The organism is Myxococcus sp. AM011 (assembly GCF_013372595.1).
GTDB classification, from domain to species: domain Bacteria; phylum Myxococcota; class Myxococcia; order Myxococcales; family Myxococcaceae; genus Myxococcus; species Myxococcus eversor.
In genome coordinates, this window is record NZ_JABXEM010000021.1 from 1 (window position 1) to 15089 (window position 15089).

Below are 15089 nucleotides of genomic sequence, written 5' to 3' on the forward strand. Positions count from 1 at the left end.
CATCAAGCCCAGACACAGGGCCGCGAGGTTCGCGAATTTCAGAGCGGATTTCATGGGGGGTGTATCGCTTTCGGGGGAAGCAATGGCTGCGCACGGCGCGAGAGCAACAACCAGGCCAGTACCCACTCCAGGGCAGCGGGGCCTGGCTGAAGCGCGCGTCGGGTGTGTCAGGAGTCGCCCCGCGGATTCTTGACGTGTCCGTTGACGTGTCAGCGCGACGAGACCCGGTGATGGCCCCCCCGATTGACCACATGTGCTTCCCGCCGCCCACTTCACCGTGGCCACCGGAGGCAGCGGCGGCGAAGCTCCGTGCCTGGGGCACGCGGGACATCGCTCCACGGTGAACCCGGAGAGAGCGCACCATGTCGCGAATCGTCGAGCTGTGGGATGCGTGGAGCGAGCGCCAGACACAGGCGGGTCTCCGCGCACTCCATGGCGTGGAGCCCCTCTCGCGCGAGCTGCTCGAACGTTACGAGGCCGCGTTCTGGCGACGCGGGTTCGAGCTGAGCGGTGACCTGCGCGAGCTGCTCGAAGCACGCGGAATCGTATGGGTCTCTCCCGTGGAGTCCGCTGACGGCGAGACACTCCCAGGGCTGCGCCTGCTGAGCGATGTGCGGCTGCTCGACGAGCATGACCGCCACCTGGAGCTGGCGGAGCTCAACGGCGTGTCCGGCGCGGAGCAGTGGATGTTGTTCACCACGGAGCGCGACCTCGAACCCGCGTGGGCGCTCGATGCCCGCTTCGTGGGCGCGAACGGCCCGAGCGTCGGCCAGTATCACCAGGACCTCGTCTGCACCCAACCGGTGGGCCCCACCGAGCCGCTGCCGCTCGCCTCGCCTGACGTCCACTCCTGGCTCGCCGCGAGGCTTCAGGACCTCGAGGCCCGGTGGCGGAGCCTTCCGCGTGAGGTGCTCGAACAAGCGATGCCCGCTTCCCGCTCCAACACGGAGTCCTTCGAGGCCCAGCAGGCCCTGGCGCTCGCGGCGGCAGAGGCACGCGTCGCCAGGGGCGCACTCCGCTGGGAGACGCTCGATGTCGACTGGCGCCGCGTCGCGAGCGGCACGCGCGACACCGCGCTGCTCCAGCGAGTCCTGGAGGGCGTGCGGCAGGACCGGCGCAAGGGACGCCCTGGCATTCCCTTCGACCTGTTGGCCCAGGGCGTGGCCTGGCCTTGGGACTACCCGGGTCCGGGGCAGCTCGCGGCGCGTCTCGACGAAACGGAACGCGGAAAGGTCATGGGCTGGGCCCTGGAACGCGCTGGCGGGCGGACGACAGGCGGCGAGGGGCTCCGCTCCGCGATGGATGCGTTGCACCAGGGAACGCGTGGCTCGCGGGAGCTGCTTCACCTGGTCTCTCGGGAAGGGTGGACGGAGCGCGCCCTCGACTTCGCGACTCCCGAGGGACGCGGTCGCATCCTCGCGCGTGCCGCGGCGCTCGCGCTGTCGGACCGGACGGAGAGCAACGTGGAGCGTGTGTTGACGCTGTGCGCTCACACCGGCGCGGGGACGCAGGGGGCCTGGAGTCTGCTCGATGCATGGGACCACCTCGACGCCGTCTTGAACGGACGAACCCAGCCGGGCGTCGAGGTGAAGCCCGCGCCGACAGTCCCCGACTCGGCGCTCGTCACGGAGCTGCGTGCCTGGCTGCTCACGCACCCCGGTCCGCAGAGGAAGCTCGCCGAGGAGCTGGGCACACAGTGGGCACCTCGACTGAGTGCCGCGACGCCCGACGAACGCGAGCCCCTCGCCCGGATTCTCAAGAGCGCGCTCAAGTCCCCGAAGCTCACGGGCGAGCTGAACGCCCTGCTCGCACGCCTGAACTGAAGCGGGGACATCGCTCCACCGCGAGGGATACAAGGACCCCATGCAAGAGCCCCGGACCCCGCGGCCCCTCCACCGAGGCGACCTCTACTGGATGGAGTCCGATGAAGCGCGAGGGTCGATTCCCCCCATCGTGCATCCCCACCTGGTGGTTCAGGAGGATGTCCTCAACCACTCTCGCATCCACACCGTGGTGGTCTGCGCGCTGACGTCCAACCTGAAGCGCGCGAACGAGCCGGGCAACGTGCTCCTCGACGAGGGCGAAGGCGACCTGCCCCGGCACAGCGTCATCGTCGTCTCCCAGGTGTCCTCCGTGGAGAAGACCCGGCTGGGAGAGTTCATCGGCACGCTCTCCGCGCAACGGGTGGAGCAGGTCCTCGCGGGCCTGCGCTTTCAACAGGCCGCGTTCTTCAACGGCCGCTGACCCGCTGCAGCCAGCGGCTCACTTCATCCAGGTACTCGCGCGGGAGCGCATGGCCACTGTCGAAGGTCTTGTGCGTCTTGCGGCGAGACGGGGCCGCGTCGAACAGCGCCTTGCTGTCCGCGACGGGAGCGAAGTCATCCTGGTTCGACGTCAGCAGCAGCCAGTCCTGTTGAATCCGCGCCATGTGCCGCACGGGGGCCACCTCCTCCATCGTCGGGTCGATGTGGGGCGGCACCATCGTGACGAGATGGGTGACACGAGGCTCACGCGCCGCGAGCAGCAGCGCCACCTGGGCGCCCATGCTGTACCCGCCGACGAGCACCCGAGGCGGCTTGCCCTTCACCAACACGGCGGTGAGCAGCGCGTGGGCGTCCTTGACGGTGTCGGCGATCATCGCCACATACGGCCCGGGCTCGCCCCGGTGAGCCTGCTTGGCGAGCGCACCGGGCTTCGCGTCGGGGGTCGCCCGCTCCCCATGTCGTCGCGCATCCAGGAGATAGACCCGGTACCCGGCCCGCAGCAGCGTGTCCTTCAGCACTCCGCCATGCGTAGGGGCCGCGTCCGACAGCCAGTCCTCCTTCTTGCGGGTGAGACCGTGCAGGAGGATGGCCACCGGCGGGTTCGCCGCGCCGCCCTCGGGCTCCAGCACCACGGTGGGGATGCGTTCTCCATCCGCGCCGCGGACCTCCAGCGGCGCCACCGGGTCGGCGGCGTGGGCCAGGGAGGCGGACAGCAGCAGCAGGCACAGCGAGAGCAGGCGAGTCATGTCGGGATTCCTCGGAGTGAGAGGCCCCGCCACCTTGCGATTTCCGACGTCAGCCCCGCGTCAACGCGCGGTTGACCTCCGGTTGACGCGGCGACTGATAACCTGCGGCCCTCTCCTTCCAAGGCCCCCTGCCCGCCCGGGCATCCCCATGCGAGTGCTCATCGTCGAAGACAACCGCGACCTCCAGGCGAACATCGCCCGGTTCCTGGGCGCGGACTTCCAGTTGGACTTCGCCACCACCGGGCCGCAGGGACTCACGCTCGCGCTGGGCCATGAGTACGACGTCATCGTCCTGGACCTGATGTTGCCGGGCCTGGACGGAATCGAACTGTGTCAGCGCTACCGGGAGCTCGCGCCCCGGCTGGTGCCCATCCTGATGCTGACCGCGAGGGACACGCTCGATGACAAGGAGGCGGGCTTTCGCGCGGGCGCGGATGACTACCTCGTGAAGCCGTTCTCCCTTCGGGAGCTGCGCCTGCGCCTGGAAGTCCTGGCGCGGCGCCCCGTTCCTCCGAGCGGACGACGGTTGATTGTGGGGCAGCTCACCCTGGAGCCGGACACCGGCTTCACCCGGCTGGGCGAGCGCACCGTGCGCCTCAACAGGACGGAGGCCATCATCCTGAAGCTGCTCATGGAGGCCGCGCCCAAGCCCGTCTCCACGGAGAAGCTGGCCCACCAGCTCTGGGGAGACGAAGCACCGGAGTCGAGCGCGCTGCGCACCCATGTCTATGCCCTGCGAGGCGCGCTCGCGGAGCTGGGAATGAGTCCCTCCATCACCACGCGGCGCAACGAGGGCTACAGCCTGGATGCGCCCCAAGACTAGGTCGGTCCGAGGCCTCCTCCTGGGCGCCATGGCGCTTTCCGCGGCGCTCGCGCTCGCCCTGATGGGAGCCTTCTTCACCGCCTTCAGCTACGACCTCGAGGACGCCATCTTCGACCGGCTCGTGGCCACCGAGGCGGACCGACACCCGGATGAACCGAGCATCGTCCCGTCCGGAATGACGACCTACGTGGGCCACGCCAGCCTGCCTCCGTGGCTCCGGGAGTCGCTGCCGGAGGACGCTCCACGGAGCGAGCGGGAGGTCTTCACGCGGGGGCATGGGCACTTCCATGTCGCGGTGCGCCCGGACGCGGCCCGAGGGCCCACGCGCTACGTGGTCTTCGACACCACGGCGCTGACGAGCACCACCCGCCATCTCCAACGGACAGCCGGGTTGCTGGTGACCAGCGCCCTGCTGGCCCTGCTGGGCGCCGCGCTGCTCTCCCGTTTCGTCGCGAGGCGGCTCAGCCGTCCCCTGGAGCAGCTCGTGTCGCGGGTGCGGGCGGACGTGACTCCGCGCCCGGAAGAAGACGGCGGAATCGCCGAGGTGCACATGCTCGCGGCGGCCCTGCGTGCCCGGGACCTCCGCATCCAGGAGCTGCTGGAGCGAGAGCGCGCCTTCAACCGCGATGCGAGCCACGAGCTGCGCACGCCCCTGGCCGTGGCCCAGGGCGCGGTGGAGATACTGGAGCTGGACCCGCCGTCGGACGGGGAGACCTTCGAGCGACTGCGCCAGGCGGTGCGCCACATGGGCCTGCTGACCGAGGGAATCCTCTGGCTGGCCCGCGCGGGCCGCTCCGACGAGGCGTGCGGGCTGGTGGGCATCACCCGCGAGATGGCCGCGCTGTATGGAGACCGTCACCGGCACGACGGCGTGGAGCTGGTCATCGAGGCCTCGGACGAGGTCCTCGCGCCACTCCCGGGGGCCGTGGCGCGGGTGATGCTGGGCAACCTCATCAAGAACGCGCTCGATTACACGAGCCAGGGCCGCATCGTCATCCAGGTGGCTCCCGGGAGCTGGAGCATCCGCGACACGGGCGTTGGCTTCGGACAGGTACAACCCGAGCACGCGGGCTTCGGCGTCGGATTGTCGCTCGTGGAGCGGCTGGCGCGTCGGTTCTCCTGGGACTTGTCCATCCGTCCCGAGGAGCCGCACGGGACGCGGGTGCAACTCTCCTGGCCTCCCGTGGGGCCGCACGGAACGTGACGGCCGCGCGCCGAGTCGTCAGTCGTCGCGGGCGGTCCTGACGTCCGGCTTCTTGCATCCCGGCGTCATGCAGAGCTGGCCCATGACGACGCCCCCGCCGAAGCCGGGCTGGAGGTCCAACTGATGCGCATGGATGCGAATCCGGACGAAGGGGTGGCCACAGCGAAGGTCCATGTCGGAGTCCTCCGCCTCCGACACGCGCGGCAGCCCCTGAAGCTGGAGCGCGAGCGGTTTGTCCTGGAGCCGCCGGGACACGAAGCGCGCATGGCGCCACTTCACGAAGCCCGTGGGCAGCGGCCGCCCCAGCGCGTTGGCGTCCTTGTGCTCGTGGACGGCGCGCGCACGGGCTCGCGTCGAGCGGGCCTGCTTCACGGCGCGGGCGAACAGCAGGGCCCTGTCACACGGCTCGCACTCATAGAGCCGGAGGGTGCGCGCCTCCGTGTCGGCGTCGAGCGATGGGATGTGGAACACCTTCGTCGGCTGCACCCGACGGTTGCACTCAGGGCATGCGGCCCGGGCCTTCAGGTCCTCTTCGGAGATTGGCGCGGGTTGGACGTCCCAGTACAGCGCGCCGGTGAGCCCGAACGGCGCGGGGAAACGCCGAGCCTCCTCCGCGCGCTGGAGCAGAATCTTCGGGAGGGCCTTCGAGCGCTTCAGGGCCTCCAGTTCCCGCACGAGCCAGTCCGCCTTCACGTCCTCCACCTCGGGCCGACGGCCGTCCGCCAGCCACTCCACCGCCCCTCGCGACAGGTCCTTGAGCGTACGCGGCGTCGTGTCCTCCGCGTCCGGGTCTCCGGCTTCCTTCAGCACCGCCGCGAGCGCGTGGGCGCTCGACTTCGCCTTCAGACCCCGCCGCTTCAAGTAGTCCCAGAAGCCGGTACCGAAGCGAACTGCGCACTCGTCGAGGTACTGCTCGCACCGCTTGCGCTCCTTCGCGGTGAGCAGGTCCGGCGCCAGGCGCTGGAGGCCCACCAGATACTCGGCGGCCAGCTCCACCCGGTCACCATCGAAGCGCTGGATGAAGTCCAGGGTATGCGCGACGACCTCGGCGTCACTCGCGAAGTCGAACAGCGAGCTGCCGCTGACCTCACCCGCGGCCCGCCAGCCCGACTCCTCGAGGGACACGGCCTTGATCTCCTCGAACCGGTCGCCCTGTTCCTTCGCCAGTCGCTCCAGGACCTTCCTCGCGGAAGGCCGGGCCTGACGCACCGTGCCCGAGCACCACGAGGTGAAGCGCCACTCTCCTGTCTGTCCGGGGAGGCGGTAGCGCACCGGCCATCGCTCCAACTCGGACAGCAGTTCGACGCGGCGCTTCATCTCGCGACGGCTCAAGGGTTGGAGGCCCACGCCAGGCATCAAGGCTTCGTACGTCAGCGCCTCGAACGCGTTGCGCGGCCGGAGCACCCTCGCCACGAAGAGGTCGCCCTCGGGCAGCGGAATCTTCAGCTCCATCAGCCGGGCGCGCATCGGCCGAAGGCGCTCCGGGTCCTCCGGCCGCACCTCGATGCCGATGGGGGTGGTGAAGTCACACTCGCAGCTCGCGCAGACCACCGCTTCGGGTTCGACGGGCACGCCACACGCACAGCGCAGCGTGTCCTTCCGGGGCGGGACATAGGCCAGCGCCGCTTCCCGACGGTGCTTCTGCAACAGGATGAAGTCTGTCTTCACGCGCGGGTCGGAGTGACGCGCGGACAGCGCGCGCTTCTTGTCTTCCCAGAGCCAGCACCGCACCTCACCGTCGAGCGCGAAGCTCGCCAGCTCCCCACGCCCGCCTTTCTCCACCGCGAGGTCGAGGAGCGCTTCCAGGAGCGCGCGCAGCTCCGGAGCATCGGCGTCGGCCACGACACAGGCGAGCTCGAAGGGGCTGCCGAGCCCCCCCAGGTCGAACAGGGGGCGCTGCTTCAGCGTTTCGAGGAGCTGAGCGGAGGAGAGCGTCTGTCCCTGGGGCTGGCTTCGCAGCCAGGCTGCTTCCTTCCTCGGTGCGTTCTTGAACTCGATGCGGACCGCCAGCCCCGTCAGCCCCTTGATTCGCACGCACACGCTCCCGCGGTGACACCCTGGGAACGACTTACCCGAGGACAACTCCCACCGTCCATCCAGGGAGGCAATCAGGAGCCGCCGTCGCGCATCCGACGAGAGTCTTCACGTGGCGCTGGGCTTGGCTTCCGCATGGGCGCATGTTGGCGACAACGGCCGGGACGAGGGCCCTGCTCCATCCGAGTCACGACCAGGCCGGAGTAGGTGTCCGCGTGTTCCTTCAAATAGGCCACCAGGTCCACCTCCACCACCTCACCCGCGAAGTGGTCACCGACAATCCATCGTCCGTTTCCGCTGTAGAGCCCGGTATGCCAGACCCAGACAGGGCGACCCGAGAGCTCGCCGATGGAGGGCTCGGCCGGATTGGCGTCGAACCCCACCAGCCACAGCACGTCACCGGGCACCAGCCGCGTCACGTCGAGCGAAGTGGAGGCCACGGGCGACAAGCCCGACACCGAAGCGCCCAGCTCCGCCGATGGCACCGCCACGGTGGGAAGCACGGAGAACGACTTCCAGCCACAGCTTCCCACGCGCTCGGCGGCGTAGAACAACACGCCCTGGCAATCGAGCCCCGCGCCGCCCTCACGCAGGCGCCCGCCCAGCACATAGGGCACACCCAACACCTCTCGCGCGGCGAGCACGAAGCGCTCCCGGCTGAAGTTGGCGCCGGACGTTCGAGTCGACTCCGCCTGGGCACGCACGGCGCCGGGCAGAGCGAGCATGCAGAGGCTCAATCCCAGCCATGAAGTCAGAGCCCACGGCGAGACGAACCCACGCGAGCTCGCGCCGAACCCCTTGCGATTGAAGGACATGACCGGAGCGTTGCACGCCCTGCGGAGGCGACACAAAGCGACACATGTCCGGCGCGGCTCCCGCGAAACGGAAACGCGGGCGGCTTTGACACCGCTCCTCGTCCGCGCGTTCCCTCGACGCGGGCCGGCTATCTCATTGAGCGAAGAGGCCCTCCGACCGAGCGGAGACACCGCCTGGAATCGGTCCTACCGGGACCCGGCTTTCAGCGCCTCCTCGAGGACGGTCCGGGTCTCGTCCGCGATGGCCTTGTCGCCCTTGTGCATCTCGTACATGAGCAGGCCCTTCGAGAGCGAGACGTTGCGCGGTGGGGTGTCGTTGGTGCCTAACTTCTGCTTGTTGTCGGGGTGCTCGGGGTTGAGGGCACCGTAGAGCGCCATTTCCGAGACGTTCCATGTGAACAGGCACGCCACGCCGGTCACCTTCTTGGCGAGGGCCTTCTTGTTCTCGGGGCGGGCGCACGTGGTCGCGATGCCAAGAAGCACCTCCTTGCAGGAGTCCTCGTAGCCCACCCCATCCCAATCCTTGGGATTGAACCAGTTGAAGTTGGTCTTGACCTTGAGCCGGGTGCCGCACGCGGTGTTGGCGTCCTTCAGCGCGCTGGAGATCGACTTCTCGAAGGAGAGCCTGGCCTCCTTCTGAAAGAGCTTGGGCTCATCGGCGCGCGCGGCCATGGACAACAGGACCATGGCCGCGAATACGTGCTGCGAACGCATGCAGGGCTTCCTTGACTAGAACACCTTGTCCCAGCCGGTCTTGAACCAGTTCTTCACCGCGCTGGCCGCGTCACCCCAGTTGTTCCCATGGGGCCCCGCGATGTCGACCATCCCGTTGACGCCTCGGGCCTTGAGGTCCTCGGCGGCCTTCACCGGGTCCTTCGACTCGCCCCACACCGAGACGGTGCCGGCGGGCAGGAAGGTCTTGATGGCGTCGTCAGTCAGCTTGTCGTGACGCACCACGAAGGTGACGGGCCCGCCCAGCTCCTTCGCCAGGTCGACCATCTTCCGCGCATCCGCCCCCTTCACCTGTCCCTCGGTGGGCGGGTTGATGGCGAGGATGGCATTGGGGAAGCGCGCGCGAATCTCGGCGCCGTACTTCTGCATGTCCCCGAAGCCGAGGTTGAGCATCAGCTTGTCCTCGGAGATGCCCACCTTCTCCAGTTCGTCGAGGACGGCCGGAATCTGGTCGCCCTCCTTGATGTCGAGCTTGAGGCCGCGCCCGGACGCCTTGCCCATCGTCAGCCACTCGTTGAGCGTGAGGTTGTCTCCATCCTCGTGGCCCTTGTCGTGGCGCATCTCCGGGGTGTCGTTGTTGATCTCCTTCCGGATATCCCCCTCGAACCAGTTCGCGCCGCTGTTCAACGCGGCCTCGAACTCCTCCTTCGTGTTGGTGCGATGCGCGTTGCGCGCCTCGGAGAGCGGCTGGCCCTTGGACCAGGTGGTGTCCACCGGAGTCGAGGACTCGGCGGACTTCGCGCTGACGGTGTTCGCCTGGAAGCTGTCCGTCTGGGAATGGCCCTTGGGCGCGGTCGACGGAGCGGTCGCCTTCGCCTCGGCCACCGGAGGCTGTGGCTGCGGCTTGGGGAGCAGCGGGACGACCCTGGGACCAATCCGACCGCCGTGCTCAAAGGGCATGGTGCGACCTCCGATTCTCAATTGTCGGGGAATGGTGGAAAAAAGGTGCTTCGGCGAGGGCCATGCCCCGCGGCCCACAGGCGCAGGGCACCGCTCACCGTCTCGCGGGGGGCCTTCACAGAGGAGGGAACGGAGGGGCAACCGGGCGCCCCTACCCTTCCCCTGGTGATGGATCCCACTCTGGTAGGTTGCTCCGCATGAAACACCGCCCGGCCCCCGCTCCGGCCTTCTGGACGTTGCAGCTCGGGGGCTGGGGGCTCTACGCCCTCCTGCTCATCATCACCTTCTATCCGGCCATCACCGCGGGCGTGGATGGCGGCGCGCTGCACCTGGTGGTGCCCAAGGCGCACCGCGCGCTGTACGGGCTGGCGCTCACCAGTGTCATGCGGCTGGCCTACCGGCCGCTCTTCCCGGGCACCTTCCGACGGCAGACGCTCTGGGCCATGGTCATCAGCGCGGCGTTCGGAGCCCTCTGGGCGGTGCTGGGCGAGCTGTGGGCCATCTGGCTCTACCCCACCTACGACTGGCAGCGGCACCAGATGTCGATTCCCCGGCTCTCGCTGGAGTACGGAATCACCCTGCTGGGCTGGAGCGGGCTCTATTTCGGAATCAAGCACGCCCGCGCCTGGCAGGAGGAGCGCGAGCGCGCCCTGCGAGCGGACACCCTCGCGCAGGAGGCGCGGCTCGCGTCCCTGCGGCACCAGATGCATCCTCACTTCCTGTTCAACGCGCTCACCTCCGTGCGCGCCCTCATCGGGGAGGACCCGGCCCGTGCGAAGCGCATGGTGACGGAGATGGCGGACTTCCTGCGCTTCTCGCTCCAGAAGGGGGACTCCCCGCATGTCCCGCTGGAGGAGGAGCTGTCCATGGTGCGCAGCTACCTGAGCATCGAGTCGGTGCGCTTCGAGGAGAAGCTGGACGCGAGCCTCTCCGTGGAGCCCGGCACCGAGCAGCTCACCGTGCCCGCGTTCCTCATCCAGCCGCTGGTGGACAACGCGGTGAAGCACGGCATGGCCGCTGGAGTCCTGCCAGTGCGCGTGCGCGTACAGGTGACGCGGGTGAAGGACGTGCTGCGCATCCAGGTGGACAACACCGGCACGTGGGCCCCCGCGGCACGCGAGCTGGGCCCCCAGGGCACGGGCACCGGCCTGCGCAACGTGCGCGAGCGGCTGGCCCAGCTCTTCGCGGAGCGCGCGAAGCTGGAGACGTCGGAGACGGACGGCTGGGTCCACATCGCCGTCGAGCTTCCCGCCATGGAATGGACCCCGATACTCGCCGAGGAATCGCATGACACAGCCCCTGCGCGCCTTGCTCGTGGATGACGAGCGGCTCGCCCGAGTCGAGCTGCGCGAGATGCTGTCGTCGTCGCCCCACGTGCAGGTGGTGGGCGAGGCGGACAGCGTGACGTCCGCGCTGGCGCGAATCGAGGAGCTGCGGCCGGAGCTGCTGTTCCTCGACGTGCAGATGCCCGGAGAGGGTGGCTTCGAGCTGCTCGCCCGCCTGCCCGAGCGGCCGTTCCAGGTGATTTTCGTCACGGCCCACGACATGCACGCGCTGCGGGCGTTCGAGGTCAACGCGCTCGACTACCTGCTCAAGCCCGTGCATCCGGACCGGCTGGCGCGGGCCGTGGAGAAACTCGTGGCCCGGGAGCAGGGCAAGCCCGCGCCCACGCAGGGCCCCACCCGCCCGAAGCTCACCGAGGCGGACGTGCTGTTCCTGGAGAACGGCGCGAAGTCGCGCTTCGTGCGGGTGGAGCACCTCGTCTGCCTTCGCGGCGCGGGCGACTACGTGGAGCTCGTCACCGCGGATGGCCAGTGCACGCTGTCGCCGCGCCCCTTGAAGGAATGGGAGCTGCGCTTGCCGGAGCGGACCTTCGCGCGCATCCACCGCTCCGCGCTGGTCAACCTCACCTTCGTCGAGCGCGTGGACCGGGGCCTGAGCGGAGGCGGTGACGTCTACCTGCGCGGGCTGGAGGCCCCGCTGCCACTCAGCCGGAGCCACGCGTCGGCGCTGCGCGAGCGGTTCGGCTAGCGCGGGCGAAGGCGGCTACCTGCCTTGCCGCTCCTGCTCGCGACTGCGCTCCACGAAGTCCAGCACCTCCCTCGACACCGAGCCCTCCGGCAGCGCGAAGTGGCGCGAGACGACGTCCACGGTGGCGATGTACTCCGGCAGGTTGTAGCCGTAGAAGACCACCCGCCCGAGCCGCGAGTGCTCGCGCGTGCGCAGGTGCTCGCTCAGCGTGGAGCACGCCAGCTCCACCGACTCGCGCAGCGAGAGCCCTCCGGTACCGGCCCCCAGCGCCACCATGGCCACCGAGAGGTCGTCTTCCTCCACCTGCTCCAGCGCCGCCCACAGCCGCACGCATGCGTCGCGGATGCGCTGCACGTCCGGGAACGAGCCACCGTGGATGCCCTCGCGGTAGTCCATCACCGCGACGTGGGCCACCCACTTCGCGGTGGGGTGCGCGCCCGCCTCCGTCACCAGCACCTCGCCAGGCGCCATGGGCCCACCGAAGCGCGCGTTCAGCGCGGCGAGGATGTGCTCCTGGAAGCCCACGCCGCACGCCCGGCGGATGGCACCGGAGACACCCGAGCCGAGCTGACCATTCGTGTTGGACGCATTGACGAGCACCCGCTCCCGCCCGTTCACCAGACTGCCCTGCGCGACTTCGACAGACGACAACCTCGGGCCCACGTCAGGGCCCTTCAACACCACGTTCGACAAGCGCATGCACGACCTTCCCAGGTCCACTCAAGACAAGCGGGACCCGCCAGTGCTCAGGCCGGTCCCGCGAAGATGGAAGTTTGTGATTGATGCCGGTGGAGCGGACCTTGGGCCCGCTCTACACCCGGCTCACTCCACGGCGCGCTTCACCTCGGGGTCGAGGACTCGGTTGCCCTTCCACCAGTCATGCTCCCCGTAGCGCTGCTGGGCCCGGTCCACGCCCCCGTAGTTCCCGGTGACGATGTCGGCGATGTTGGCCAGGGACTCGGAGCCCTCGTTGTAGTACTTGGAATGGTCGCCCATGTTGCTGTTGTTCCCGCGGTCCTTCGCCTCCGCGGTGAACCGGTTGGCGCCGAACTTGTTCTCGGACGGGTCCTGTCCCAGCGGGTCCCCGGGCAGGTTGCTGCCATTGAGCCAGGACACCAGGTCGCGGCTGGCCGAGCCGGACCACGTGTGGCCATTGGCGAGCGCGCCGTCGTAGTCCTTCACGGACTTCGCGCTGCCAGCGCCTGGGCTGCCGATGAGCACCAGGTCATCCGCCTGGAGTCCATTCTTGTCGGCGGCGATGGAGGCGGTGGTGCTGCCATAGCTGTGGCCAATGACAGTCAGGTGGGGCTGGTTGCCCTCGCGGCTGGCGCGGATGCCGGCCACGTCGGCGGCCAGCAGCTTCGCGCCATTCTCCGCAGCGTTGTCGGACGCCACGTTATGGAAGCCCGGCGCGTCGTAGCCCATCCAGGCCACCGTCGCGACCTCACCGTTCGCCGTGCCCGAGGCCTCATGGAGCCGGAGCACTTCGCTGGTCATGCTGTCCATCGAGCTGCGCACGTCCGAGTTCAGTCCCGGCACGCTCACGGACACGTGCTTCGCGGTGTCCAGGTTGCCGGCGACGATGGCCGCACGGCCCTCGCTCTTCACGAAAGTCGAGTCATAGATGAGCAGCTGCGCGGAGCCCGCCTCCTTCGCCGTCCGGTCCAACTGAGCCTGCACGGTCCGCGCGTTATCCAACTGGCGCTGCTGCTCCTTCGACGGCGACTTCTCCGCGCTGAGCCGCGCGATTTCGTTCTTGAGCTGCGTGCGGTTCGCCGTGTCGCGCACGGAGGCCGGCAGGCCGTCCATGGAGCCGACCTTCTTGGGGTCCGAGGAGACCGCCTGCATCTGCTCCGTGGGGGAGAGCTGCTTCCACCACGTCGCGCGCGCCTTCGGGTCCGCGGGCGCGCTGTCCAGCGGCCCCTTCGCGGCGGGCTGCGCCTTCTCACCCGTGAGCTTCTCCGCGCCCGTCTTGCGAGGCCCCTCGTACGCGGAGACCTGCTCCACCGGCTTCGCCTTCGGCCTGGCCTCGGTCGCCGTCGCCGTCTGCTGCTGCCTGGCGGCGACGCGCGCTGCCTCCGCGCGACGACGGGCGGACTCGGCGGCGCTGCTGTTCACAGAGGAGAGACCGGCCATGACTGCGCCTCGTGTTGAAGGGGGGATGCCTACATCTTCGCGAATCAGCCGAAAATGTTTCCTGACGCATGGGAAAAACCGACGGACATGATGTGACGCAGGAAGTCACCTTCATTGTCCGCGACCCACGGCGCCATGCGTCACCTCGGCGCCTCTCCGCGCAAAGCCGGACATGGGGTCCGCCCCGTTCCCGGCCCCCGCGTGAAAGGCAGAAGGCCCGGGGCCGCTCGTGAGCGACCACCGGGCCTTCGTCAGCGAGCGAGGACGGGACGGCTACTTCGTGGGGTTGTCCACGCCGGTGCTGGTCCACTGGTAGCGCTGAACCCAGTCACCCCCGACGCCCAGGCCGGTCTCCCGCTGGCGGTCCTGCACGAGCGCCGGAGGCAGGCCCTTCTCCTGGAAGCTGGCCGGCACGCGGGTGCCGGACTCCATGTGGGAGTTGTTCACGACTTCGTACGAGAGGTTCGGCTTGCCGGTCTTCTCGTCGATGCCGGTGCACTTCACTTCCGTGCGGTACGAGCCGATGAACCACTCCAGCGAGGTGTACTTCTCCTTGCTCTTCTCGTCGGTGCCCGGGCCCGTGAAGCGGTACAGGGCCTTGTCGTTCTGCTCCTGGGTGGCGTCCTTGGGAGGGAAGACGTCGCCCGGCTTCGGGTTCGGGTACATCTTGAAGAACTCTTCGGTCACCTGCTGCTGGTGGGGCCGGCCCGCCAGGTCGTCGGTGTACGCGTTGTCGCGCACGGTGACACGCTCGGTGCCATTCTTGTCCTTGTCCCAGGTGCCCAGGTCCTTGGGCTTCTCCTCCAGCAGCCACGTCCCCCACAGCTTGGGCCAGTCACCCTGGAGCTTCTGTCCCGTCACCGGGTCCGTCGTCCGGGTGATGCCCTCCAGGTCCACCCGGCCCAGCGTCTTCAGGCTCTGGGTGACGGAGGAGTCCTTGCCCAGGAGCAGCTCGGACGTCTTGGCCAGGCCATCCATGCCGCCCTCGGCCGCCTTCACGAGCTGGTTCGCCGCGCCTTCCGGCAGCACCTTCTGCGCGCCGTGGTAGGCCGTGCGCAGGCCCGTCTGGAACACGTCGCGCGCCAGGTCCTTCGGGTCGGTGATGGCCTTCTTGAACGCGTCCGTGACGGGGTTGTGCTTCACGTCCTCGAACACGTCCTTGCTGGTGTCGACGACGGCCTTCTTCACGTCCTTGCTCGTGTCGACGACGGCCTTCTTCACGTCGGCCGCCTTGTCGACGACCGTGTCCTTCACGTCGTTGACGGTGTTCGTCACCGTCTTCCGAACGTCGTTGAAGCTGGGGATCCTGAAACCCATGGGTGGGACCTCGGGGGGTGTGGGCGGCCGGACCGCGGCTGACTCAGGGGTTATCGGGCCCGGAACCCCTGTTGTTTCTTGTAGGCT

14 protein-coding genes are annotated in these 15089 nt (G+C 68.8%); 6 read left to right on the plus strand and 8 right to left on the minus strand.

The window, feature by feature from the left end:
* Window positions 1-362 precede the first annotated feature (362 nt).
* Together HUW62_RS06535 and HUW62_RS06540 are read left to right on the plus strand one after the other, a co-directional pair.
* Entirely contained in the window at window positions 363-1823 is a 1461-nt protein-coding gene (locus HUW62_RS06535; RefSeq protein WP_176433891.1) for a hypothetical protein, read from the plus strand.
* A 40-nt stretch (window positions 1824-1863) separates the two neighbouring features.
* A complete protein-coding gene (locus tag HUW62_RS06540; RefSeq protein ID WP_163868826.1) occupies window positions 1864-2244 on the plus strand; it encodes a type II toxin-antitoxin system PemK/MazF family toxin in 381 nt (126 codons plus the stop codon).
* Here HUW62_RS06540 and HUW62_RS06545 read toward each other — a convergent pair.
* Window positions 2231-3010, minus strand: coding sequence for an alpha/beta hydrolase (locus HUW62_RS06545; protein WP_176433892.1), 780 nt, complete (start codon window positions 3008-3010; stop codon window positions 2231-2233). The genes HUW62_RS06540 and HUW62_RS06545 overlap by 14 nt on opposite strands.
* Before the next feature lie 148 nt (window positions 3011-3158).
* On the opposite strand from HUW62_RS06545, the gene HUW62_RS06550 reads away from it, so the two are divergent.
* Window positions 3159-3833: a response regulator transcription factor gene (locus HUW62_RS06550; protein WP_176433893.1), complete on the plus strand. Its 675-nt coding sequence runs from the start codon at window positions 3159-3161 to the stop codon at window positions 3831-3833.
* Window positions 3817-5037 carry a HAMP domain-containing sensor histidine kinase gene (locus HUW62_RS06555; RefSeq protein ID WP_255203279.1) on the plus strand — a complete coding sequence of 407 codons (1221 nt, stop codon included), beginning with the start codon at window positions 3817-3819 and terminating at the stop codon, window positions 5035-5037. Before HUW62_RS06550 ends, HUW62_RS06555 begins: the two co-directional genes overlap by 17 nt.
* An 18-nt stretch (window positions 5038-5055) precedes the next feature.
* Here HUW62_RS06555 and HUW62_RS06560 read toward each other — a convergent pair whose 3' ends face one another.
* The 4 genes from HUW62_RS06560 to HUW62_RS06575 all read right to left on the minus strand — a co-directional run bounded on the left by HUW62_RS06560 (window position 5056) and on the right by HUW62_RS06575 (window position 9518).
* Window positions 5056-7071, minus strand: a complete 2016-nt coding sequence (locus HUW62_RS06560; RefSeq protein WP_176433890.1) for a hypothetical protein — start codon at window positions 7069-7071, stop codon at window positions 5056-5058.
* Window positions 7072-7145: 74 nt separating this feature from the next.
* Window positions 7146-7796: a hypothetical protein gene (locus HUW62_RS06565; protein WP_163868829.1), complete on the minus strand. Its 651-nt coding sequence runs from the start codon at window positions 7794-7796 to the stop codon at window positions 7146-7148.
* Between the two features lie 276 nt (window positions 7797-8072).
* A complete protein-coding gene (locus tag HUW62_RS06570; RefSeq protein ID WP_176433894.1) occupies window positions 8073-8600 on the minus strand; it encodes a hypothetical protein in 528 nt (175 codons plus the stop codon).
* Window positions 8601-8615: 15 nt separating this feature from the next.
* Entirely contained in the window at window positions 8616-9518 is a 903-nt protein-coding gene (locus HUW62_RS06575) for a DUF2181 domain-containing protein (protein WP_163868831.1), read from the minus strand.
* 197 nt (window positions 9519-9715) lie between these two features.
* On the opposite strand from HUW62_RS06575, the gene HUW62_RS06580 reads away from it, so the two are divergent.
* Complete coding sequence (locus HUW62_RS06580) at window positions 9716-10840, plus strand: sensor histidine kinase (protein ID WP_176433895.1); 1125 nt, start codon at window positions 9716-9718, stop codon at window positions 10838-10840.
* Window positions 10806-11549: a LytTR family DNA-binding domain-containing protein gene (locus tag HUW62_RS06585; RefSeq protein WP_176433896.1), complete on the plus strand. Its 744-nt coding sequence runs from the start codon at window positions 10806-10808 to the stop codon at window positions 11547-11549. Before HUW62_RS06580 ends, HUW62_RS06585 begins: the two co-directional genes overlap by 35 nt.
* Window positions 11550-11564: 15 nt before the next feature.
* On the opposite strand, the gene HUW62_RS06590 is transcribed toward HUW62_RS06585, so the two are convergent.
* The 3 genes from HUW62_RS06590 to HUW62_RS06600 all read right to left on the minus strand — a co-directional run bounded on the left by HUW62_RS06590 (window position 11565) and on the right by HUW62_RS06600 (window position 15002).
* Window positions 11565-12248 carry a macro domain-containing protein gene (locus HUW62_RS06590; RefSeq protein WP_176433897.1) on the minus strand — a complete coding sequence of 228 codons (684 nt, stop codon included), beginning with the start codon at window positions 12246-12248 and terminating at the stop codon, window positions 11565-11567.
* Between the two features lie 123 nt (window positions 12249-12371).
* The gene (locus HUW62_RS06595) at window positions 12372-13685 is read right to left on the minus strand and encodes an alpha/beta hydrolase (protein ID WP_176433898.1); all 1314 of its coding nucleotides are present in this window, start codon (window positions 13683-13685) and stop codon (window positions 12372-12374) included.
* 273 nt (window positions 13686-13958) lie between these two features.
* Entirely contained in the window at window positions 13959-15002 is a 1044-nt protein-coding gene (locus tag HUW62_RS06600) for a hypothetical protein (RefSeq protein ID WP_176433899.1), read from the minus strand.
* Window positions 15003-15089: the final 87 nt, after the last annotated feature.